We start from the raw sequence: 22,896 nt of genomic DNA on the forward strand, positions 1-22,896 counted from the left end.
GAACCATGTCTGTTAAAGTCAAAAAAGTCGGCATTTTGACTTCCGGCGGAGACGGCCCCGGCATGAACGCGGCCATCCGCAGCTTGGTGCGTTGTTCTTTGTATCACGGGCTGGAGGTTGCCGGCATCATGCGCGGCTATCAGGGGCTTTTGGAAGAGGACATCGTGCCCATGAACCATCGCTCGGTGTCCAATATCATCAACAGGGGCGGCACCATCCTGAAGACCGCGCGGTCCAGGGATTTCGCCATCGACCAGGGCAAGGCCAAGGCTGTTGAGGTCCTGCGCAAGCATCACATGGACGCCTTGATCGTCATCGGCGGGGACGGTTCTTATATCGGGGCCAACACGCTTTATGAGAAATGGGGTTTCCCGACCATCGGCCTGCCCGGCACCATCGACAATGACCTCAACGGCACAGACCAGACCATCGGCTGTTCCACGGCCATCAACACCGCTTTGGAATCCATTGACAAGATCCGCGACACGGCCCAGAGCATGGAACGCATTTTTGTGGTGGAGGTCATGGGCAATCAAAGCGGGTATATCGCCATGGAGGTCGCGCTGGCGGCCGGGGCCGAAGATGTGATCATCCCCGAACGTTCGTTCGATTATGAGGCCATGCACGAAGCCATTGTCATGGGCAACGCCAAGGGAAAGGTCAGCTGGATCATCATCGTGGCTGAAGGCGTGGCCAAAGCCCAGGTCGTGGCCGAAAACATCACCAATGCAACCGGTCTTGAGACCCGTTACGTTGTTTTGGGCCATGTCCAGCGCGGGGGCACTCCCAGCGGTCAGGACAGGATATTGTCCACGCGTCTGGGTGCCGCGGCCGTGGACCTTTTGATCAGCGGGACCTTTGGCAAAGCCGTGGGGCTTTTGCAGGACGAGATCAATGTCATTGACCTCAAAGACGCCACCCGGCGCGCCCACAGTCATATGGAAGAATATTATAAACTTTTAAAGATTTTAACGTAGACAGGAGGCGGTTTCCATGTTGTTTGATGCGGATGCTTTAGTGAAGAAATTGGTGATGACGGATGATATCAAGGAAAAAGAATCCCTCGCCAGGCAGATCCACACCGAGGCCCAGGCCAGAGGCATTTTCTTGGCGTCCATCCATGACGTTTATATCGCGCGCGGCAAGGGGCAGGGCAAGAACTTCACGGTCCCGGCCATGAACCTGCGTTCTTTGACCTATTATCTGGCGCGCGCTGTTTTTCGCGTCGCCAAACGGCTGAACGCCGGCGCTTTCATTTTTGAGATCGCCAAAAGCGAAATGGGCTATACCAACCAGCCGCCGGTGGAATATGTCGGCGTGGTGCTGGGGGCCGCTATTAAGGAAGGCCACCAAGGTCCGGTGTTCATCCAGGGCGACCATTGCCAGATCAAGGCCGCGGCCTATGCCACAGACAAGAAAAAAGAAGTCGCCTCTCTCAAAGATCTGGTGGCGGATTGCGTGGCTGCCGGTTTTTACAACATTGACGTTGATTCCTCGACCACCGTTGACTTGAGCCGTCCTTCCCTGACCGAACAGCAGAGGGACAATTTTGAAGTGTGCGCCGAAATGACGCAGTTGATCCGCAAGATCCAGCCAAAAGGCATTCAGGTTTCCGTTGGCGGCGAGATCGGCGAGGTCGGCCATAAGAACAGCACGGTGGAAGAACTGGCCGCTTTTATGGACGGTTATAACAGATCTTTGCCCAAGGGCCTGACGGGTTTGAGCAAGATCTCCGTCCAGACAGGCACATCCCACGGCGGGGTTGTTTTGCCGGACGGGACCATGGCCGATGTCAAGGTGGACTTTGAGACCTTGAAAGCATTGTCAGCGGCCGGTCAGAAAAAATACGGATTGGGCGGCGCGGTGCAGCACGGCGCGTCCACCTTGCCGGACAGCGCGTTCAACAAGTTCCCGGAGATCAACACCATTGAGATCCATTTAGCAACGAATTTCCAGAACAAGACCCTGGACAGCAAGTTGTTTCCCAAGGACCTGTACGCGAAAATGGCCGCATGGATCAATGTCAACTGCACCGCTGAACGTAGACCTAAGGACACCGAGGAGCAGTTCATGTATAAGGCGCGCAAACGGGCCCTGGGGCAGTTCAAGAAAGACATCATGAGCATGCCGGAGGGCGTCAAAGAGGGCATTGCCGCCGAGATCGAAAAGAATTTTGAATTCTTATTCAGGCAATTGAGCGTTCATGATACCAAGGATTTCGTCACGGCTATCGTCAAACCGGTGGATGTGACGATCGGTTTGCGCGCTGCGCAGGCGGTCCTGGACGGCGAAGGAGATGATTAGAATGGCTAAAATTTATTATGACAAGGATTGCAACATCAACGACATCAAGCCCAAAACCATCGCGGTGGTGGGTTACGGCATTCAGGGCCGCGGCCAGGCCTTGAATTTGCGCGACAGCGGTCTGAAGGTCATCGTGGCCCAGCGTCCGGGCGGTCCGAATTATGCAAAGGCCAAAAAGGACGGTTTTCATCCGGTGTCCGTCGAGGAAGCGGCCAAGAAAGCCGATGTCATCATCATTTTGACCCAGGACCATTTGCAGGCGGACATTTACAGGAATTCCATCGCGCCGTATCTGACCAAGGGCAAGGCGCTGGCGTTCTCGCACGGGTTTAACATCCATTTCAAGTTCATCGTTCCCCCCAAGAACGTGGACGTGTTCATGATAGCACCCAAAGGCCCCGGGGCCTTGGTGCGCCGTCAATATGAGGAAGGCAAAGGCGTGCCGTGTCTGGTGGCGGTGCATCAAAACGCCACGGGTAAGGCCTTGAAGATCGCCTTGGCCTATGCCAAGGGCATCGGCGGTTCGCGCGCCGGTATCATCCAAACGACATTCAAGGAAGAGACCGAGACCGACCTGTTCGGTGAGCAGACGGTGTTGTGCGGAGGTGCCAGCGAATTGGTCAAGGCCGGTTTTGAGACATTGGTCAAGGCCGGGTATCAGCCGGAGATCGCCTATTTTGAATGTTTGCACGAGCTGAAATTGATCGTGGACCTCATTTACGAAGACGGCATCCAGGGCATGCGCCGCCGCGTGTCCGATACCGCCGAATACGGCGACATGACCCGGGGGCCTCGCATTGTCAATGCCCGCACCCGCGCTGAGATGAAAAAGATCCTCAAAGAGATCCAGTCGGGTAAATTCGCCAAAGAATGGATGGCCGAGAACAAAAAAGGCCGTCCCCGTTTCAACAGGATGCGCAAGGCCGGCGAGAACCACCTTGTGGAGAAGGTGGGCGCCCGTCTTCGGGCCATGATGAGCTGGATGAAGAAGTAGGCAAACCCTATGGACAACAATAAAGTTTTAGTTTTTGACACGACCTTGCGCGACGGGGAGCAGGCGCCCGGCGCCACCATGAACGAAAAAGAAAAGCTGGAGATCGCTTTTGCTTTGGAGCGTCTGGGTGTGGACATCATCGAGGCGGGTTTTCCTGTTTCGTCCAAGGGGGATTTCGATTCGGTCAAGAACGTGGCCAAACACGTGAAGAATTCCATTGTCTGCGGTTTGGCGCGTTCCATCATCAAGGACATTGACGCGGTCATTGAGGCCGTCAAGCCGGCCAAACACAAACGCATCCATATTTTCCTGGCCACTTCCAAGATCCACCTGGAACATAAGTTCAAGAAAAGCGAGGATGAGATCCTGGACATGGCGGTCGCGGCCGTCCAATACGCGCGCCAGCGCATGGACGATATTGAATTCTCACCCGAGGATGCCTCGCGCACCGAAAAGGCCTTCCTGTATCGCGTTTTGGAAGCGGTCATTGATGCCGGAGCCACCACGGTCAACATTCCCGACACCGTCGGGTATTCGACCCCGCTGGAATACGGGGCCGTGATCGCGGGTATCCGCGGCCATGTGCCCAATATCAACAAGGTGGTCATTTCCACCCATTGCCACGATGATCTGGGCTTGGCGGTGGCGAATTCTTTGGCCGGGGTGCAAAACGGAGCCCGGCAGGTGGAATGCACCATCAACGGCATCGGTGAGCGCGCGGGCAATGCCTCCATGGAAGAGATCGTCATGGCCCTGCGCACGCGCCGGGATTTTTTTGGTTTGACGACGAACATCAATACCAAAGAATTTTATCGCGTCTCGCGCATGGTCAGCAAAGCCACGGGATTCATTGTGCCGCCCAACAAAGCTATTGTCGGGGTCAACGCGTTCCGCCATGAAAGCGGTATCCACCAGGACGGGGTTTTGAAAGAAAAACGCACCTATGAGATCATGAACCCGGAAGATGTCGGCGTTCCCTCCGGCGAGGGCCTGGTTTTGGGCAAACATTCCGGCCGTCACGCCTTCAAAGACCGTTTGAAACGCTTGGGGTTTAATTTGGACGTCCTCGCCCTGGATGCCGCGTTCGCGCGGTTCAAGGACCTGGCGGATAAAAAGAAGGAAATTTACGACGAGGACTTGATGGCCATTGTTGAAGATGAAGAAAAACCGGCCAGGGCAACCGTCGTTCTGACAGACCTGGTCTATACCAGCGGAAGCAAGGTCAAGCCGCAGGTCAAGGTCACCCTGACGTATAAGGGAAAGAAGATCGTCAGGGAGTCCACGGGCGACGGGCCGGTGGACGCCTGTTACAAGGCCATTGCTTCAGTCGCCAAAGTCAAAGCCAAACTGCTGGATTACAGCATCCGGTCCGTGACCCAGGGCGATGATGCCCAGGGCGAGGTCAGCGTCAAGGTCTCTGTCGCGGGCAAGAATGTTTTGGGCCGCGCGGCCAGCACTGACATCATTGAGGCCTCCGCGAAAGCGTATATCAACGCGATCAATAAAGTGATATAGATGGTCCACGAACCGCCGGTCCTATACGGCATCATCGGTAATCCCGTGGCGCACAGTTTGTCGCCGTGCATGCACAACGCGGCGTTCAAGGCCCTGGGCGTCAACGCGGTCTATAAACTATTCCCTTTAGCCGACGACGAGGAACTGAAGATTTTCTTTGAGGACCTTAAAGAACAGGGGAATCCCATTTTCGGCCTCAACGTCACGGTGCCGTATAAAGAGAAGGCCATGGTTTACGTGGACACCGTGGATCCTTTTGCCGAAAAAGTGGGCGCGGTCAATACGCTGGTCATTGACCATCAGCGCAAGATCAGGGGATTTAATACCGACGGGCCGGGATTTCTTGTTCATTTGAGGGAACTGGGCTTTGATCCCAAGGGCAAACGCATCGCCATCGTGGGCGCCGGAGGAACGGCCAGGGCTGTTGTCAGCGTGTTGTCCCTGGTCAAGGAAAGGCCACAGAGCATTTTGCTTTTTAACCGCACGCTTGGTCATGCCAGGGAATTGGTGGATGACCTTTCCACCAGGATGGACACCGGCATCGTCCGCGTGGTGCAGGACATGGGCGACCTTAACATTGAGTTGGCGGACCTTCTTATTAATACTTCGTCCGTCGGTATGAAGCCGGAAGATCCGCGGATCATAGACCCGCAATTGTTCCATTCGGACATGCTTGTCTATGACGTGGTCTACGCGCCGGCTGAAACCAAATTCCTGTCCGACGCCAAGGCGCGGGGGGCCAAAATTGCCAATGGCTTAGGCATGCTGTTTTATCAGGGCGTGCTGGCCTTCCAGCATTGGGCTGACGTTGAGATCGACGATCGCGTCAAAAGGATCATGCGCAAGGCGCTTGAAGAAAAAGCGGGGGTTACCCATGTTTGAAGAAAATGATCTTGGCATTTTGATCTTTATGTTCGGTGCCATCATCGGCAGTTTTTTGAACGTCTGCATTGTCCGTCTGCCCAAAGGCCAAAGCATTGTTAATCCAGGGTCGTATTGCCCCAAATGCCTGCAGTCCATTGCCTGGTATGACAATATTCCTTTGCTCAGCTGGCTGGTCCTGACAGGCAAGTGCCGTCAATGCAAGGCGGTCATTTCTTTCCGGTATTGGCTGGTGGAATGTTTGACGGCATCGGCCTTTTATGGTTTTTACCGTCATTATGGCCTGGATTGGGTTTTGTTGGCGTATCTGGTCATGGTCAGCGGCTTTATCGTGGCCGCGTTCGTGGATTTTGCCATCCGCGAGATCCCCGACGAGGTTTCAGTAGGAGGGATGGGAGCCGGCATTGTTCTAAGCGTCCTGATCCCGCGCCTGCACGCACCTGGGCATGAAGAATTCTTGTTGGGTTCTTTCTTGGCAGGCGCCCTGGTCCTGGCCTGTGTGGGGCTTGGTTTTATTTATCCGGTCTTCTGCAAACATTTAATGGAACAAGAAGACGCCAGCGACCGGATGGCCAAAGGGCTGGTCCTGGGTGCTTTACTTGTCATCGCTGTTGTTAACGCCAACGCGTCCTATTTACCCGCCATTGCCGCGCCGCATCTGCTGGCCTTAAGCGCGTCTTTGTCAGGACTGATCGTCGGTGGAGGAGCGGTGTACGCGATGGGACTGATCGGCGATATTATTTTCAAGAAAGAGAGCATGGGCGGGGGCGATGTGAAACTCATGGCTATGGCCGGAGCGTTTTTGGGATGGAAGGTGGCTTTGCTGGCGTTTTTTATAGCGCCTTTCTTCGGGGCCGTGTACGGGATCATCGAGAAGATCCGTACCAAGGACAGCGCCATCGCTTACGGCCCTTTTTTGATCATGGGCGTTTTGGTCAGTCAATTTTGGGGCGAGCACATCATCGCGTGGGTCTTAAACGGGGGAATATACGGGTCATGAAAAGACCGATCGCGGCATTGGTCGTTATGTTCATGGCAGGTGCGTCCTTTGTCTGGGCCACGCCGCCGACCACGCTGGACCTGACATATGATCCTGCCACGGGAGTTTTACATGTTGAAGCCAAACACATTTCCGACCATCTGGATAAGCATTATTTGCGCCGGCTGGTGATCGATCACAATGGCGCCAAAGAGAAGGAAATTGCTTACACCCGCCAGAAATACCCCTCAAAATTTGTTGAAGACATTCCCTTGATCGCCAAGCCCGGCGAAATCATTGCCGTTGAAGTTTTTTGCAGTCAGGGCGGCACTAAAAGAGCTGAATTGACCGTAGGTTCTGCCAGCCCGGATCCTACCGCCACCCCATCTGCCCCGAGCCCAGCCGAATGGCCAGCTCTCGAAACCCCACCATCTTCTCCAAAAAGTACGTATTAAAGCAAGAAATTTTTTAAAGATTTATAACTCATTACATTTCAAGTAGTTATACATATTCCTACCGCCTTTGAAAATTTGCTTTTTATCAAAGACATGTTATACTTTTTTACGTTTAGCGCTTTCCGGCCACTTGTCATTCCCGAATGTTTTTGTCGGGAATCCAGAACATGGAAATCAAATCAATGTTCAGAAAATCACTCAATATTGTCCTGATCGTTACCTTTTTTGCTTCTTCATTGATGCCCATCCCAAAGGCCAACGCCGCGCCCCTATCTTTACCGGAGCCCGGCACCATGGTCAATTTAAGCCCTGCCTTTGAGCCCGTGCTCATCAAAGGTATCAAGGTCCATCCTGAAAACCCATTCCAGTTTGATTTCATTGTCGACACCGGCCATTCGGGATTGTCCGTAGAGACGCAGCATGCTGCGTCTCTACACAACGAATCCATGAAATTGATCAAATATTTCCTCGCCTCCTTAACCATCCCCGAAAAGGATCTCTGGGTCAACCTGTCTCCCTATGAGAAGGACAGGATGATCGCGGATAACCTGGGAACAACCCAGATGGGTCAGGACATGTTGGCCCAGGACTATATCCTCAAACAACTCACCGCATCTCTGATCTATCCAGAACGTGACTTAGGCAAGGCCTTCTGGGACAAGGTCTATCAAAAAGCCCAACAACTCTATGGGACCACGGAAATCCCCGTCAACACCTTCAACAAGGTCTGGATCGTTGCTGACAAGGCGGATGTCTTTGAACGGGGCAATGTCGCCTATATCGTAGGGGCACACCTTAAGGTGATGTTGGAAGAGGATTACACCGCCTTGGCCAAACACCAAACGCCTACCAGGGGACATGTTGCCCCGCCAAGGCGGGGTAACGTGTCCCCAAGCATGCTGCCAAGCAAACAAACCCCTGAAGGCGAAAGCACCCCAGGGCAACCCGCCCACGCCTTGGCCAGTCAAATCGTCAAAGATATCATTCTTCCCTCCATCGAACAGGAAGTCAATCAAGGCCAGAACTTCGCTCCTCTTCGCCAGATGTTCTACTCTATGATCCTCGCTTCCTGGTACAAGATGGCCCTGAAAGACACCATCCTCACTCAAATATACGGCAATCAATCAAAACTCAAAGGGCTCGAAGGCCAAAGGTCAAAGGTCGAAGAGATATATGAGCAATACCTGAAGGCCTACAAGAAGGGTGTGTTTAATTATATTAAGGAAGATGCTTCGACTCCCTCGCAGACGCTTGGTCGCTCAGCACAAGCCTCAACGCCGAGGAAGTATTTTTCGGGTGGGTTTGATATGGCCATGCTGGGCAGCCGTGTGCTGAACCGTTCAACCGTGCCGCCTGTCAATGGCATATCTGCCGTTGGTGATCTGGCCATGGTTAGCGGGGTGGGTGTGTTGGGCCAGGATGACGAGCAACACATAAATGAAATCACCAGAATCACGAACAAGTTCGCCGGTGTCGGGACGCAAGCGGATACCAGGGGTGAGCTGGAAGGTCTGTTGCGTGATTTATCAAAAATACCTCAGCTCAGCGGGCCGTGGGGGGTACTGCAAGCGAGATTACTTCGTGATATTCAAATTCGCCTTGGATCTTCGGGTGTAGCGAAGCAGGCCGACGGGGCGATGACGGCGGCAGACGAAGAGGCGCGCAAAGAAATGGAGATTGTGCGGGTCCGAGGTGAATTGACCAATATTCTGTTTCAACTGAACGGTCAACCGCCCCTTTCCCCGGTGATTGCCAGGACCCGTTTGACAGGTTTGCAGCAACGTTTGACGGCAATAACAGGGCTCGATCCAGATTCCGAACGTTCTCGAGTGCAATTGCTTATCCAGATCAATGGACATATCGCGTCCCTGAATGAGCAAATCACAAAAGACCAGCAGGCCGCAACCAGAGAAGGCGACGAGGCGATGACGGCGAATAAGGTCGACGCGGCGCAATTGTCAAGCCGGGCGACGAATTATTTACATAGTTTGCAGTCTGGTGACTTATTTTGGCATCAAAATTTAGCTAATAGAATAAAAGCGTTAAAAATCCTGGATGATCTTGATTCCAACGGTCATTATTGGGGAGCCATAACGGATTTGCGATCAAATTTGAGGCCTTTCCATTTCTCTGAAGAGGCATTCCAACCGTTTGAAAGATCTCTTCAATCGGCCCTGACATATGTGAATAGGGTAGAGGCAGACCCTCGGAAGAGTTTTAACCGGTATGGTTATTTTCCTCCTTTGATCGAGAAAGCGTTGATCTTAAGCCGGATCCTTGATTTTTTACCGGGGAAGAAAACAGCAAATGTTGATCTTACCGGAATTAATGTCACAGTCTTGTCTCACACCGAGGCGCTTGTTGGGGTTGATTCTGCAATTCCTAAAGCAGTAGAAGAATTGCGTGCTATGATGCGGCAACATGCAAGTAAAACTGACGGAACATTCATTAAAAACAAGATTTTTGAGGTCGCTTTTTTAAATGAGGGTTGGAAAAATCTTGAAACTTTGCTTAAAAAATTTACTGTGCTCGTACGCGAGGGTTGGGGTAATCCAGAAAGTTTCAAAAAAAATGAGAAGGCGGTTAAGGATTTGTTAGGTGACGCGGCGATGACCGCCAGCCGGATGCAAACGCCCGATGAGGCGATGAATGCTGTGGATTTTGATGATACCGATAAACAAATAATTCCTCGAATAATAAGCATTTATTATACTCATTATGGAGAAACAAGTCGGGTAATAGATGGTTTAAGCACGACATTGCCTGCTGTGACTGGACAGGGATTATCTATGGAGGCAGTGGAACCGGAAGCGATTAGAGCGTTAAAATCAAAGTTTATTTTTACCAAAGGATTTGATGATAGTAGAAAACAGTATGTAATAAGCGAACAAGCCATAGACGAAATATTGGCTGCTTTCAGAAAAGATGGTTTATTTGGTCTTTATCTCGAATTTGATAACAGAATGGCTTATTATTTTATCGGTGGTCTGCCAATACCCATTTTGATTAAACTTTCGCAACCGGTAAAGAAAAATCCCGACGCGGCAATGGCCACAACCCCGGGCGGTATTGACCTCAACCGCGCCAGGATGCAGATGAACGTGCGCAAGGAAGGCCAGGGCGTGCAGATGCAATTTGACCCCGCGATGATCGAACGGATCAAGCGCGACGGCTTTGACGGCCTGGAGTTCCAGATCAACACCATCATCCCCATCACTAATTTGCCTCTACTCCTCGGCCTTAGGGAAGATGAGCAGCAAGGCCATCCCCAACTGGCCGGCGTTTGATCCAAAATAGTATTTGACAGATTTTAAATATGATTTAGAATTTGTCATATGAAGCCCATACCCATTCCCCGCCTGTTAATACCGCATATCAAGGCCATGGCCCGGAAATATCCCGTTATTACTATTACCGGGCCGCGTCAATCAGGCAAAACAACCTTGGCCCAAACCGTTTTTCCCAAGATGCCGTATGTTTTGTTGGAAAATCCGGATGACCGCCTGCTGGCCAATGCCGACCCGAGAGCATTTCTCAATCGTTATCCCAAAGGGGTCATTATCGATGAGGCCCAGCGTGCCCCAGACCTGTTTTCTTATATTCAGGGGATCGTTGATGGCAACCGGCGCAACGGACAATTCATTCTTACGGGTTCGCAGCATTTTCTGCTTTCCAAACATATCAGCCAATCATTGGCCGGACGCGTCAGTATCCATCATTTATTGCCGTTCAGTTATCAGGAGGTCCGGGACCTGAAGCAATGCCCTAAAACATTAGACGCGCTTTTGTTTCGCGGTTTTTATCCGCGCATCTGGGACAAGAAACTGGCCCCGGAAAAGTGGTATGGGGGTTATGTGAATACGTATTTGGAACGCGATGTCAGGGATTTGAAGAACATCGGCGATCTGTCCGTTTTTCAGCGGTTTCTAAAAATCTGCGCCGGGCGCCACGCGCAGGTCATTAATATGTCGTCGATCGGGGATGATTGCGGGGTCAGTTCAAATACGATCAAGTCCTGGTTTTCAGTGCTTGAGGCCAGTTTTATCGTTTATTTTGTGCCACCGTATTATCGAAACCTTAACAAACGGCTTATTAAAGCCCCCAAAATGTTCTTTTATGATCCGGGGTTGGTTTGTTATTTACTGGGGATCCCGGACGTGAGGAATATCGGGGTTCATCCGCAGAGGGGGAGTTTGGTGGAAGGGTTTGTCCTCGGTGAGATCGTTAAATATTTCTATAATCAGGGACAGGACCCGAAGATGTATTTTTGGCGCGATCGAACCGGGCATGAAGTTGATGCTTTAGTCGAGATCAAAGGGCGTTTGGTGGCTTTTGAGGTAAAATCAGCACAAACATTCAATGAGAGGTTCCTGGATTCAATACGGTATTTGCGGAGGTTCGTTAAAGGCCTTAAAGGTGTTTTGGTCTATGATGGCCATTTAGAATTTGAACGTGATGGCATAAGGGTCATGAATTGGAAGAATTTGAATAAATGCATTACGGAATTTTAGCTGATTTTTCTGCAGTTCCCGCATATTAGAGAAGAAAGGCCTTTCTGCAAGAGTTGACACGCCCGAAAGGCTTGTGTTACAATCCCTGCCATGATTAAGAATATTGTGCTCATCGGATTGATGGGTTCGGGCAAGTCCATGGTGGCCAAGGCCTTAGAGGCCCGTTTGGGCTTGCCGCGGATTTCCACGGATGCCCTGATCGAGGCCAAGGAAGGCCGGCCTGTTAGGGACATTTTTAAGGACTCTGGGGAGGCCTATTTCAGGCAGGCCGAACATAGCGTTGTCCTTGAATTGGCCAAAAAAAAAGGCGTTATCATTGATTGCGGGGGCGGCGTTGTCCTTGACCCCGGCCATTTGCCTTTGCTCAAGAAAAACGGGGTTGTTTTTCATCTCAAAACCACTCCCGAAATCATTTACAGCCGTATCAAGAGTGACCCCAACCGCCCCTTGGTCAACGTTCCCGACCCCAGGGAACGTATCGCCCAGCTGTTCAAAGAACGCATGTCCCTGTACGACCAGGCCGACGTCATTCTGGACGCTTCTGATCCGTCCATTGAAGGCGTGGTCGCGCGAATAATCGAGAGGATGTCAGATGAACGCGCATGACGCTTTTGTTGTTTTGAATGCTGTCCCCGGCTGCGGCCCTGCCACGATCAAGGCCTTGGCGGAATTTTTTGGGTCTGTGGACAATATCCTGGCGCAGGACGAGGGTTCGCTGATCGCTTCCGGAGTTGTCGATCCGCAGGTTGCCCAGAATATCGTTCATTTTCCCAAAGACAAATTCTTGGAAGATGAATACAATTTGACGCGGCAGAAAAATGTGCGGATCCTGACCGCGGCGGATGATGATTTTCCGTCGGGTCTAAGGGAGATCCCGGGGTCTCCGGTCGTTCTTTATACGCAGGGGGACGTTGCCCTTTTGCACGGGGTATGCATCGCCATGGTCGGCAGCCGCAATGCGTCGCATTATGGAATGACCATTGCCCATGCTTTTGCCAGGCGGTTTGCCGAAGCCGGGCTTATTGTTGTTTCCGGTTTGGCGCGCGGCATTGACTCGGCTTCCCATCAGGGATGTCTGGACGCCAAAGGCAAAACCATTGCGGTGGTGGCGGGTGGTTTGAACCATCCGTATCCTAAAGAAAATGCCGGTCTTATGCGTACCATCGTTGAGCAGGGCGCGGTAGTTTCTGAAATGCCTATGGCTGTTTTTCCTTTGCCCGCCCATTTTCCGCGCCGCAACCGTATCATCACGGGTTTGAGCACGGCCACGGTGGTCGTCGAGGCCGGGGCCAAAAGCGGGGCGCTCATCAGCGCCGGTTATGCGTTGGAGCAGGGCAAGGACGTATTCGCGGTGCCGTCCAACATTGACAATGTTTGCGCCGAAGGCAGTAACCGGCTCATCAAGGACGGCGCGAGAATTGCCTTGTCCGCGGACCAAGTCCTGGAAGAATTGAAATTGCAGATGGAAATATCATTTCCAACCCTGCGTAGGGGCGAACCTCTGTGTTCGCCCGTTCCATTGAGCGCAGAAGAAATGAAGGCATACGAAGTATTGAGTTTACAACCCCTGCATGTGGACCAATTGTCCGCCCGGGTGCAACAGCCCGCGTCGGAGATCGCCCAGGTCCTGTTGAATTTACAATTAAAAGGTGTTGTCCGGCAATTGCCGGGGAATATGTACGTGAAGGTTTAAACAAAAGGAACCGTAATGGCAAAATCGCTTGTCATCGTTGAGTCGCCGGCGAAGGTAAAGACCATCAACAAGATCCTTGGCCCCAAGTTCAAGGTCACGTCTTCCATGGGGCATCTCATTGACCTGCCCAAATCTACGCTCGGGGTGGATGTGGACAATGGTTTTACGCCGAAATTCATCGTCGTGCGCACCAAGCAGAAGATTTTAAGCAAACTTAAGAAAGAAGCCGAGGGGGTCAAGGACATTTACATCGCCACCGACCCTGACCGCGAAGGGGAAGCCATCGGCTGGAATCTCGTTGAACATATCGCCAAGGGAAAGAAAGTGTACCGCGTTGTTTTTCATGAGATCACTAAGGACGCCGTCAAGAAAGCGTTTGAGCATCCCCGCGAATTTGACCGCAAGAAAGTGGACGCGCAGAACGCCCGCCGTGTTCTGGACCGTATCGTGGGCTATCAGATCAGCCCTATCCTGTGGAAAAAAGTCGGCTCCCGTTTGAGCGCGGGCCGCGTGCAATCCGTGGCCTTGCGTCTGATCGTGGAGCGGGAAGGGGCCATCAAGGCCTTTGTGCCCGAGGAATACTGGCAGATCAGCGTGGATTTGCAGAAAAAAGGCATCAAGGCGGTTTTGACCGCGGCCCTGGAAAAGATCGACGGCAAAAAGGCCGAATTAAAGCATGAAAATCAGGTCAAGGGCATTGTCAAAGAGATCAAGGCGCAGGCGTTTGGCGTTTCCGCGATCAATGTCAAAGAGGTCAAGCGTTACGCGCCCCCGCCTTTTATCACCAGCACCATTCAGCAGGAGGCCTTCAGCAAACTGGGCTTTAATACGGCCAAGACCATGCTCATCGCCCAGGAACTGTATGAAGGTATGGAGATCGGCGAAGAGGAGCCGGTGGGTTTGATCACCTATATGCGTACCGATTCCGTGAATATATCCGCTGAAGCCGTGGACAAGGTGCGGGGATGGATCAAGAAAACCTACGGCGCCGACCATGTTCCGCAGGAGCCCAACAAATTCAAGTCCAAAAAAAGCGCGCAGGAAGCCCACGAGGCCATACGCCCGACGGACATTGCCCGCACGCCGGAGGCCGTGAAGGATTTTCTCAATGAGGACCAGCACCGTTTGTATAATCTCATCTGGAAAAGGTTTGTCAGCTGTCAGATGACCCCGGCGGTATTTGAGCAGACCAAGGTCGAGATCACGGCCGGACGCTTCCAGTTCGGCGTTTCGGGCTCGTTGTTGACGTTCGCCGGGTATTTGGCCGTGTATAAGGACAATGAGGAAGAAGAGGTCAAACTGGATTCGTCGGTTTATGCCAAGGGCGATGCGCTGGAACTCAAAGAGGTCAAGCCCTCCCAGCATTTCACCAAGCCGCCGGCGCGTTTTTCGGAAGCTACCCTGGTCAAGGCCCTTGAAGAACAGGGCATCGGCCGTCCCAGCACCTACGCCTCCATCATCGCAACACTGGTGGCGCGCAATTATGTCATGCGCGAGCGCGGGTATTTCACGGCGACGGAGTTAGGGATCAAGATCTGCATGCTGTTGATCGAATATTTCAAGAAGGTCATGGACATCACCTTTACCGCGCGCATGGAAGAAGCGCTGGACGCTATCGAAGACGGCGACAATAATTATGTGGCCCTGTTAAAGGATTTTTACGGGCCGTTCAAGGAAGAAGTCGATTATGCCATGGCTAATATCGAAAAGACCTATGTCGCGGTTGAGAAACCGTGCCCGGATTGCAGCCGGCCCATGGTGATCAAATGGGGAAGACGGGGCCGTTTCATCAGCTGCACGGGATTTCCGGAATGCAGGCATGCCGAACCGTTCACCACGGGCGTCAAATGTCCCGGCGAGGGATGTTCCGGCGAGCTCGTCGAGCGCCGGTCAGGCCGCGGGGCCATGTTTTACGGGTGCAGCCGTTACCCGGAGTGCAAATTCATCGCTAACAAGCTTCCGGCGGCCACGAATTAAGGGGACACAATACTTAATTCCTGTGTCGGCTATGATTGAATTAAGTATAGTGTCCCCTTAATTCCTATACCTATGCAAACACAAGCACTCATCGACAAATTTCTGTTGTCCCTGGAAGTTGAAAAGAATTATTCTAACCACACCGTCCTCAATTACCGCACCGACCTTAAGGAGTTCGCCGCGTTCTTGGGGGACCAGCCGCTGACACAGGTGGATTATCCCGTCCTGCGGCGTTTCCTGGCCCAGTTAAGGACAAGGAGCCTCAAACCGCGCACGGTTTCGCGCAAATTGTCCGCGCTGCGTTCTTTTTTCAAATATTTGCAGAGGCATAAAATGATCGCCAGCAATCCGGCGGCCCTGCTGGTCACGCCGAAACTTGACAAGCCCCTGCCGCATTTTTTGACGGAAGAGGACACGGTCAAACTTCTGGACGCGCCCACAGACGGCAAGGTCAATACCCTGCGGGACAAAGCGATCCTGGAAACGCTGTATTCCACGGGGATCCGTGTCAGCGAATTGGTCGGTCTCGACGAGGGGCATGTGGACGCGATCGGCAATATCGTGCGGGTGCGCGGCAAAGGCAAAAAAGAACGTTTGGCGCCCATCGGCGAAAAGGCCCTGGAGGCCATCCAAAATTATCTTGAAGCGCGGCCTCAGCGTTCACCGGCCCTATTTTTGAACAAGAACGGCAGCCGTTTGACCGGCCGGGGCGTGAGGGGGATCATCAACAAATACATTTTAAAGGCCGGTTTGCAGGGAAAGGTGAACCCGCATATGTTCAGGCATTCGTTCGCCACACATTTGCTCAACCGCGGGGCGGACCTGCGTTCCGTGCAGGAATTGCTGGGCCATGCCAATCTGTCCACGACACAGATCTACACCCATTTGACCACCGATAAACTCAAAAGCGTTTACGACAAAGCGCATCCGAGGGCTTGAGGATGGGATTTTTGTATGACATTATTTTTCTCGCGTATGCCCTTGTTTATCTGCCGTATCTGGTCCTGACGCGGCGCTGGTATCCGGGTTTCGGGATGCGTTTCGGTTTTTTCCCGTCAGCGCTCAAAGCGGAAATGGCCGGGGCCAGGAATATCTGGGTGCACGCGGTCAGCGTTGGGGAAGTGGCCGCGGTGGCCGGGCTTGTCCGGCGGCTGAAGGCCCAATACCCGCGGCACAGGGTTGTGTGTTCGGTCACAACCAAAACCGGTTATGGGCTTGCCCGCGCACAGCTGGCTGATGCTGCTCTGGTCATCCCGTCGCCTTTGGATCTAAGCGTTACGGTCGCGGCATTCACGCGTGTGATACGTCCTGTTGTTTATATCGCGGCGGAAACCGAATTGTGGCCGAATCTGTTCCGTCGGCTGGCCAAGGAAAATATCCCCATCGTCATCATCAACGGACGCATTTCAGACAGGTCATTCGGACGTTATCAGGCCGTACAGTTCTTTCTTAAAGGCGCGTTGAGGGATGTGCGCGCGTTTTGTATGCAAAGCGATACGGATGCCAAGCGCATTATGGCGCTGGGAGCGGACACAGCGCGTGTGCGTGTCGTCGGGAATATCAAATTTGAGGATGAGGACGTTGCCGGCGCGCCTGAAACGCCGCGGGTCTTTCCCGCGAGCCAGCATGTGTGGATCGCCGGCAGTACCCATCCTGGTGAAGAAGCGATTGTTCTGGCTGTTTACCGGAAAATGCAGGATGCGGGGCTGTCGTGGCGTTTGGTCCTTGCCCCGCGCCATGTTGAGCGCGCCGGGGAAGTCATGGGACTGGTCCGTCAAAATGGTTTTGAAGGCCGTATGTTCTCTACCTTGACATCAGGCGATTGTCTGGCAGCCGGTGAGGTCCTTGTCGTGGACACCATCGGTCATTTGCGGGGATTGTACGCGCAAGCGTCCCTGGTTTTCATGGGAAAAAGTTTGCGCAAGGGCGGGGGGCAGAATGTCATTGAGCCGGCATTCTTTGCCAGGGCCGTGATCGTCGGGCCCATGATGGCAAATTTCCGGGACATCCTGGCCCGTTTCAAGGAAGACGGCGCCATTGTCCAGGTCAGGGACGATGAGGAATTTTCTGATGCGGTTCTAGCACTCGCCCGTGATGAGGGACGCCGCGCTGTCATGGGCCAAAAGGCGGCCGCGGTCATTGCCAGGAATAAGGGCGCGTTGGAAAGGACCTTGGCGTGTGTCCGGGAAATAACAGGATCGTCATGAAACATTATATTTATCAGTTGATGACCGACCAGCGCAAAGGCCTCACGGCCTCTGTGTGTAAAATTTTACTTTTAATTCTTTCGTTCATTTATGCGGCAGTGGTCCGGTCAACCCGCGCTTTGTATGAGTGGGGGATCTTACCGTCGTACAGGTCCCCCAAGCCCGTGATCAGCATCGGTAACATCACCGTCGGCGGCACCGGAAAAACGCCTCTGGTCATTTTGGTCGTGAATATTTTACGTTCAGCGGGCCTGCGTCCGGCCGTGTTGAGCCGTGGATACATGGCCGGGGCCAAGGGGCCCGGCGATGAGCCGAAAATGATGGCCGAGATCTTGCCCGGCGCTCCCATTCTTGTCGGGGCCGGCCGCGCAGGCAACATCCGCGCCGCCCTTCGGGCCGGAGGCACGGATATTTTCGTGTGTGATGACGCCTTTCAGCATTGGCCTTTAAAAAGAGACCTGGACATTGTTGCTGTGGACGCGTTGGATCCTTTCGGCAATGGCTGTGTTCTGCCGCGGGGCATTTTGCGCGAGCCGCTTTGCGGTTTAAAAAGGGTGCATATCGCGGTGATCACCAGGGCAGACCGCGATCCCGACGGGACCGCAGATCTGCGCCGGCGTTTGCGCCAGATGAACCCCGACATGCTTGTTGTTGAGTCCATCCATCAACCGTTGGGGTTAAGCGGCGTTTATGACCGCGTTTTTCTGGGACTGGACATTTTACGCGGGAAAAAGGTGGCGGCTTTTTGCGCCATCGCCGACCCGGAGGCCTTCGGTGATTCTTTGGCCCGGGCCGGCGCGCAGGTGGTCCGGCGTTTTGATTTTATGGACCATCATGTGTATACCGTCGCGGATATGAGCGCTATCCGTGATTTTTGCCGCGCCAATGGCATTGACACGGTTGTGACCACGCATAAGGACGCGGTCAAGATCAATGACCGGGCCAATGTGTGGGAAGAAATAAAGGTTGCGCGTTTAAACATCGGGCTGACCATCACTCATGGCAACGAACAATTCATTCAAAGAATCCTGTCTGCCTGCCGTCCTTAAAGGGCTGGGCGTTGTTTTAAGGGCATTGCCTTTCGGCGCGGCCCTTGGCCTGGCACGTATTTTCGGCGCGGCCGGCTATTATTTTTTGCCCGCAAAACGCCGGGTGGCCTACGGCAATGTTAAGACGGCTTTCGGCGGCAAGCGTTCGCCCGAAGAGATAGACCGTATCGTTAAAAAGGCCTTTCAGGGCCTGGCCTGCAGTTTCGTTGAATTTTTATGGCTGCCCAAGATCAAGCGTCTGGGGAGCGATCGATTTGTGACCCAGCACGGGATGGAAAATATCCACGCGGCAATGGCGCGAGGCAAGGGCGTCATTTTATTGGCCGTGCATTTCGGCAGTTGGGAATTGGCGAACATCGTGGGCTCTTCCTGGGGGTATCCGTATAACATGGTGGCCAATGAACAACCCAAAACACCCGCGTTGAACATTGTGGTCAATGAATACCGCCGGATGACCGGGGCCAAACTGATAGCGCCCGGGGCCGCCATCCGCGGTGTGGTCAAAGCCCTGCGTGCCAATGAAATTGTGACCCTAGTTTTGGATCAGGGAGGCACACAAGGGATACCGGTGCCTTTTTTGGGAAAGACCGCATCCATGTCCACCGGTGCCGTTCGTCTGGCCCTTAAATACGGCGCGGCCCTGGTCCCGGCCTGGATCGTCCGCGCCCCTGACGGACATCATGACCTGAGACTTTTTCCCGCCATGGACTTAGTCGTGACCGGCAACATGGAACAAGACGTTATCACAAATACCCGGGCCGCGGTGAAACTGATCGAGGCCTTGATCGATGACTGTCCTGACCAGTATTTGTGGTTCTATAAAGTGTATAAATACACCACCCAGCACAAGACGGTGATCCTGGACGACGGTAAGACGGGTCATTTGCGCCAGTCCCAGGCCGCGGCCCGTGCTTTGGCTTCTGTGTTGCGTTCACGCGGCAAAGACATGGAAGAGGTGATCGTACCCGTTGTATTTAAGAGCAGGTTGGCCGGAAAAATATGCGTTGTGTTCGCCGGCCTGTCCCAATTTTTTGTGTTCTTAAGGAATGAGCGCTGGCTGCGGTTTTTTCTGACAAAGGAAAGTTATAGGACGCTTTTGTCCCACAAACCCGACTCCGTGATCTCCTGCGGGTCAACAACGGGCGGCGTTAATTTTATCTGCGCGGCCTCTAATCAGGCCAAATCCGTCAGCATCCTTAAAAGCGGGCTCGTCAAGCGGGAGCGTTTTGATCTTTCCATCCTTCCCCGGCATGACAAACCCGACGGAAAGGTCCGCGGCCGTTGTGTTTTTACCAAGGCCGCCCCGAATTTGATCACGCCCCAATATCTCAAAGTACAGGAAGCGGGGCTTTTGGCCGTATATCCGCATTTGAAAGCCAATGCCCGTTTGAAAATAGGGGTGATGCTCGGCGGCGATGCCAAGGGCGTGGCCTATGACGCGGGGGTCATCCACCAGTTGCTGCGGCAACTCAAGGAAGTGGCCGGTCATTTTAATGCCGAGCTTTTGGTGACGACCTCGCGCCGGACGCCGGCGGACGTGGACGCGCTGGTCGCCCGTGACCTCAAAAATTTTGAATATTGCGCTTTGTGCGTCATCGCCAATAAGCAGAATGTTCCCCAAGCGGTCGGCGGGATCTTGTCTTTGAGCGATATTGTGGTTGTTTCTGGGGAAAGCGTGTCCATGGTCTCGGAGGCCTTGTCTTCCGGCAAAAGGACCATTGTGTTCGCGCCGCAGGGGGCCTATGGGCCGTCGGCCAGAAATAAATATGATCGTTTTGTCCTGGATCTGAGCGACGAGGGTTATTTGATGGCGGTTTCCGTCAAAGAAATATCCGCGGCGCTCAACGACATGATCCGCAACAAGTTCTCTCCAAAAGCGATTGACGACCAGGGCGTGGTGTGCAAGGCCCTTGAGGAAATTATTTAATGAACATCCTCCAGATCCTTCCGGAATTGAATGTCGGGGGTGTTGAGACCGGGACCGTGGATTTTGCAAAATACCTGGCCAGCCATGGCCATGGTTCGGTGGTGGTTTCCAGCGGCGGATATCTGGTGCGCGAATTGCAGGAGGGTGGCTGCACGCATTACGCTTTGCCGGTGCATCAAAAGAACATTTTCACCGCCTTTGGCTGCGTGCGCCGGTTGGCCGACATCATCCGCAAGGAGCATATTGAGATCGTGCACGCGCGTTCGCGCGTCCCGGCGTGGATCGCTTATTTCGCCTGCCGGCGCACCGAGGCCGTTTTTATGACCACCTGCCACGGGTATTACGCCGTGCATCCTTTCAGCCGCGTCATGGGTTGGGGGAAGATGGTGATTGCCATCAGCCAGGTCATCGGCCGGCACATGGCCGCGGATTTCGGGGTCCCGCCGGAATTCATCCGTGTCATCCCCCGCAGCGTGGATGTGGCCAAATTCGCCGATCCACGGACAATGCCCAAAGACCCGCAAGCGCCTATCATCACCATGGTGGGGCGCATCACGCCCCTCAAGGGCCACGCGTATTTTTTGAAAGCCATGGCCAGGGTGGCGCGGGTTTTCCCCAAGGCAAAAATACAGATCATCGGCGACGCGCCTGCCAAAAAAGTTGCGTACAAGCAGGAATTGCTGCTGTTGACCAAACGTTTGGGGCTGTCGGCCAATGTTTCTTTTTTAGGCAATCGCCGTGACATCCCCCAGTTGCTGGCCCAGTCGGACTGCCTGGTCCTTGCCACAGTCACGCAGGAGGCCTTCGGACGGGTGATCCTGGAGGCCCAGGCCGCGGGCGTGCCTGTTGTGGCCACGCGCGTCGGCGGTGTCGTTGAGATCATTGACCATGAAAAGACCGGGCTTTTGGTCCTGCCCAAAGACGATCAGGACATGGCCCGGGCGGTCATCCGTATTTTACGCGACGATGTTCTGGTCCAAAACATGACAGCTGCCGCCAAAATAAAAATTGAACAGCACTACACGCTGGCGCGTATGGCCGAAGCGACGTTACAGGTTTACCGGGAGGTCCTTGGCGTGACGCGCATTTTAGTGGTCAAGTTAAGCGCCCTGGGGGATGTGGTGTTGACCACCGGTTCTTTGAAAGCCCTGCGCCAGAAATTCCCCAACGCCGATCTCCAATACCTGACCTCACCCGATGGAGCAGCTGCCCTGCGGCACTGCCCGTATCTCAACGATATCATCGTTTTTGATCCCAGGAACAAAGGGCTGACGGGGGTGTGGACGATGGGCAAGACGCTACGGAAACGCCGTTTTGACAAGGTCGTGGACCTGCAGAACAACAGGATCAGCCATGCGTTAAGTTTTTTGTCCCTGGCCCCGCAGACCTACGGTTATGACAACGGCAAATTTGGGTTTCTTTTAAACCGCAGGGTCAAGGATGATGTCCGGGGACTAACACCGGTGCAGCATCAGTTTCGGGTCCTGGGTCTTTTGGGCGTTGCGTATGACCCGGGCGTTTGTCTGGAACTTTGGCCGTCGGACAAAGACCGCGAACATGTCCGGTCCCTTTTGGAAAGCGAGTGGCTGGGCAACGTACAGGATTTTATAGGGCTTAATCTGGCGGCCTCGGCCCAATGGCCGACCAAGAATTGGCCGCCCGGGCATATGGCAAAATTGTGCGACCTGTTGGGCGCTCAGAACATCCGCGTGGTCCTCACCGGCCAGGACAAGGACAGGTCTTTGGCGCGCCAGGTGATCAACAGGACCAAGGCCAAGCCAGCCAATCTCGTCGGGAAAACCAATATCCTGCAATTGGCCGCGCTTTTGGGCCGCTGCCGCGTTTACGTGTCCCCGGACTCCGCGCCCCTGCACGTGGCTTCTGCCATGAAGGTGCCGGTCATTGCTTTGTTCGGCCCGACCGATCCCAAGCGCCATATGCCTCCCGGAAGGGCCGTCGTGTTAAAGCGGGACTTGAAATGCTCGCCGTGTTACAGCGGGCAATGCAAGATCCGCACGCACGCGTGCATGGAGGAGATCACGCCGGAGGAAGTGTTTAAAAAAATTAAAGAATTGATCAATTTATGAATATCTTATTATTAACCAGTCATTTTGATACCGGTGGGATCACCAGTTACGTGACGACCCTAAGCGCGGGCCTGTGCCGTGCCGGGCACAGGGTCATTGTCGTTTCCGCCGGTGGAGATGCCGTTGGTGTTCTTGAAAAGACCGGAGCGCGGCACGTGCGCGTGGACATCCGCGTCAAGTCCGAGGCACATCCTAAAATTTATTTAGGCCTGCCCCCTCTGGCCGCGTTGATACGCGCCGAGGCGATTGACATCATCCACGCGCAGACCCGCGTCACCCAGGTGATGGCGTTTTGGTTAAGTCGTATGACAGGCAA

The 22,896-nt window shown here is 53.7% G+C and carries 17 protein-coding genes and 1 pseudogene; all 18 read left to right on the forward strand.

Annotation, left to right across the window (positions count from 1 at the left end; genetic code table 11):
- The first annotated feature begins 5 nt into the window (after window positions 1-5).
- On the forward strand, window positions 6-977 hold the full coding sequence (gene pfkA / locus Q7K71_07460) for a 6-phosphofructokinase (GenBank protein MDO8675927.1): 972 nt from the start codon (window positions 6-8) through the stop codon (window positions 975-977).
- A gap of 16 nt (window positions 978-993) precedes the next feature.
- Complete coding sequence (locus tag Q7K71_07465) at window positions 994-2,304, forward strand: class II fructose-bisphosphate aldolase (protein MDO8675928.1); 1,311 nt, start codon at window positions 994-996, stop codon at window positions 2,302-2,304.
- Window position 2,305: 1 nt separating this feature from the next.
- Window positions 2,306-3,298, forward strand: a complete 993-nt coding sequence (gene ilvC, locus Q7K71_07470; GenBank protein MDO8675929.1) for a ketol-acid reductoisomerase — start codon at window positions 2,306-2,308, stop codon at window positions 3,296-3,298.
- 9 nt (window positions 3,299-3,307) lie between these two features.
- Entirely contained in the window at window positions 3,308-4,813 is a 1,506-nt protein-coding gene (locus Q7K71_07475; protein ID MDO8675930.1) for a 2-isopropylmalate synthase, read from the forward strand.
- Window positions 4,814-5,695, forward strand: coding sequence for a shikimate dehydrogenase (gene aroE / locus Q7K71_07480; protein ID MDO8675931.1), 882 nt, complete (start codon window positions 4,814-4,816; stop codon window positions 5,693-5,695).
- Window positions 5,688-6,695, forward strand: a complete 1,008-nt coding sequence (locus Q7K71_07485; protein ID MDO8675932.1) for a prepilin peptidase — start codon at window positions 5,688-5,690, stop codon at window positions 6,693-6,695. The genes aroE and Q7K71_07485 overlap by 8 nt, the downstream gene beginning before the upstream one ends.
- Window positions 6,692-7,129: a hypothetical protein gene (locus tag Q7K71_07490; GenBank protein MDO8675933.1), complete on the forward strand. Its 438-nt coding sequence runs from the start codon at window positions 6,692-6,694 to the stop codon at window positions 7,127-7,129. Before Q7K71_07485 ends, Q7K71_07490 begins: the two co-directional genes overlap by 4 nt.
- Window positions 7,130-7,296: 167 nt before the next feature.
- A complete protein-coding gene (locus Q7K71_07495; protein MDO8675934.1) occupies window positions 7,297-10,416 on the forward strand; it encodes a hypothetical protein in 3,120 nt (1,039 codons plus the stop codon).
- Window positions 10,417-10,464: 48 nt separating this feature from the next.
- Window positions 10,465-11,640: an ATP-binding protein gene (locus Q7K71_07500; GenBank protein MDO8675935.1), complete on the forward strand. Its 1,176-nt coding sequence runs from the start codon at window positions 10,465-10,467 to the stop codon at window positions 11,638-11,640.
- Between the two features lie 78 nt (window positions 11,641-11,718).
- Window positions 11,719-12,246: pseudogene (locus Q7K71_07505) on the forward strand (shikimate kinase).
- Window positions 12,233-13,333 carry a DNA-processing protein DprA gene (dprA, locus tag Q7K71_07510; GenBank protein MDO8675936.1) on the forward strand — a complete coding sequence of 367 codons (1,101 nt, stop codon included), beginning with the start codon at window positions 12,233-12,235 and terminating at the stop codon, window positions 13,331-13,333. Before Q7K71_07505 ends, dprA begins: the two are co-directional and overlap by 14 nt.
- Before the next feature lie 15 nt (window positions 13,334-13,348).
- A complete protein-coding gene (gene topA, locus Q7K71_07515; protein ID MDO8675937.1) occupies window positions 13,349-15,310 on the forward strand; it encodes a type I DNA topoisomerase in 1,962 nt (653 codons plus the stop codon).
- 72 nt (window positions 15,311-15,382) lie between these two features.
- Complete coding sequence (xerC, locus tag Q7K71_07520) at window positions 15,383-16,249, forward strand: tyrosine recombinase XerC (protein MDO8675938.1); 867 nt, start codon at window positions 15,383-15,385, stop codon at window positions 16,247-16,249.
- A 2-nt stretch (window positions 16,250-16,251) separates the two neighbouring features.
- Complete coding sequence (locus Q7K71_07525) at window positions 16,252-17,517, forward strand: 3-deoxy-D-manno-octulosonic acid transferase (GenBank protein ID MDO8675939.1); 1,266 nt, start codon at window positions 16,252-16,254, stop codon at window positions 17,515-17,517.
- Window positions 17,514-18,566 carry a tetraacyldisaccharide 4'-kinase gene (gene lpxK, locus Q7K71_07530; GenBank protein MDO8675940.1) on the forward strand — a complete coding sequence of 351 codons (1,053 nt, stop codon included), beginning with the start codon at window positions 17,514-17,516 and terminating at the stop codon, window positions 18,564-18,566. Before Q7K71_07525 ends, lpxK begins: the two co-directional genes overlap by 4 nt.
- Entirely contained in the window at window positions 18,517-20,493 is a 1,977-nt protein-coding gene (locus Q7K71_07535) for an ELM1/GtrOC1 family putative glycosyltransferase (GenBank protein MDO8675941.1), read from the forward strand. The genes lpxK and Q7K71_07535 overlap by 50 nt, the downstream gene beginning before the upstream one ends.
- The gene (gene waaF, locus Q7K71_07540; protein ID MDO8675942.1) at window positions 20,493-22,580 is read left to right on the forward strand and encodes a lipopolysaccharide heptosyltransferase II; all 2,088 of its coding nucleotides are present in this window, start codon (window positions 20,493-20,495) and stop codon (window positions 22,578-22,580) included. The genes Q7K71_07535 and waaF overlap by 1 nt, the downstream gene beginning before the upstream one ends.
- Window positions 22,577-22,896: glycosyltransferase (locus Q7K71_07545; protein MDO8675943.1), on the forward strand; the 320-nt coding region annotated here is incomplete at its 3' end. The genes waaF and Q7K71_07545, both read left to right, overlap by 4 nt.

It is taken from the genome of Candidatus Omnitrophota bacterium (genome assembly GCA_030650275.1).
Lineage (GTDB): Bacteria > Omnitrophota > Gorgyraeia > Zapsychrales > Fredricksoniimonadaceae > JACPXN01.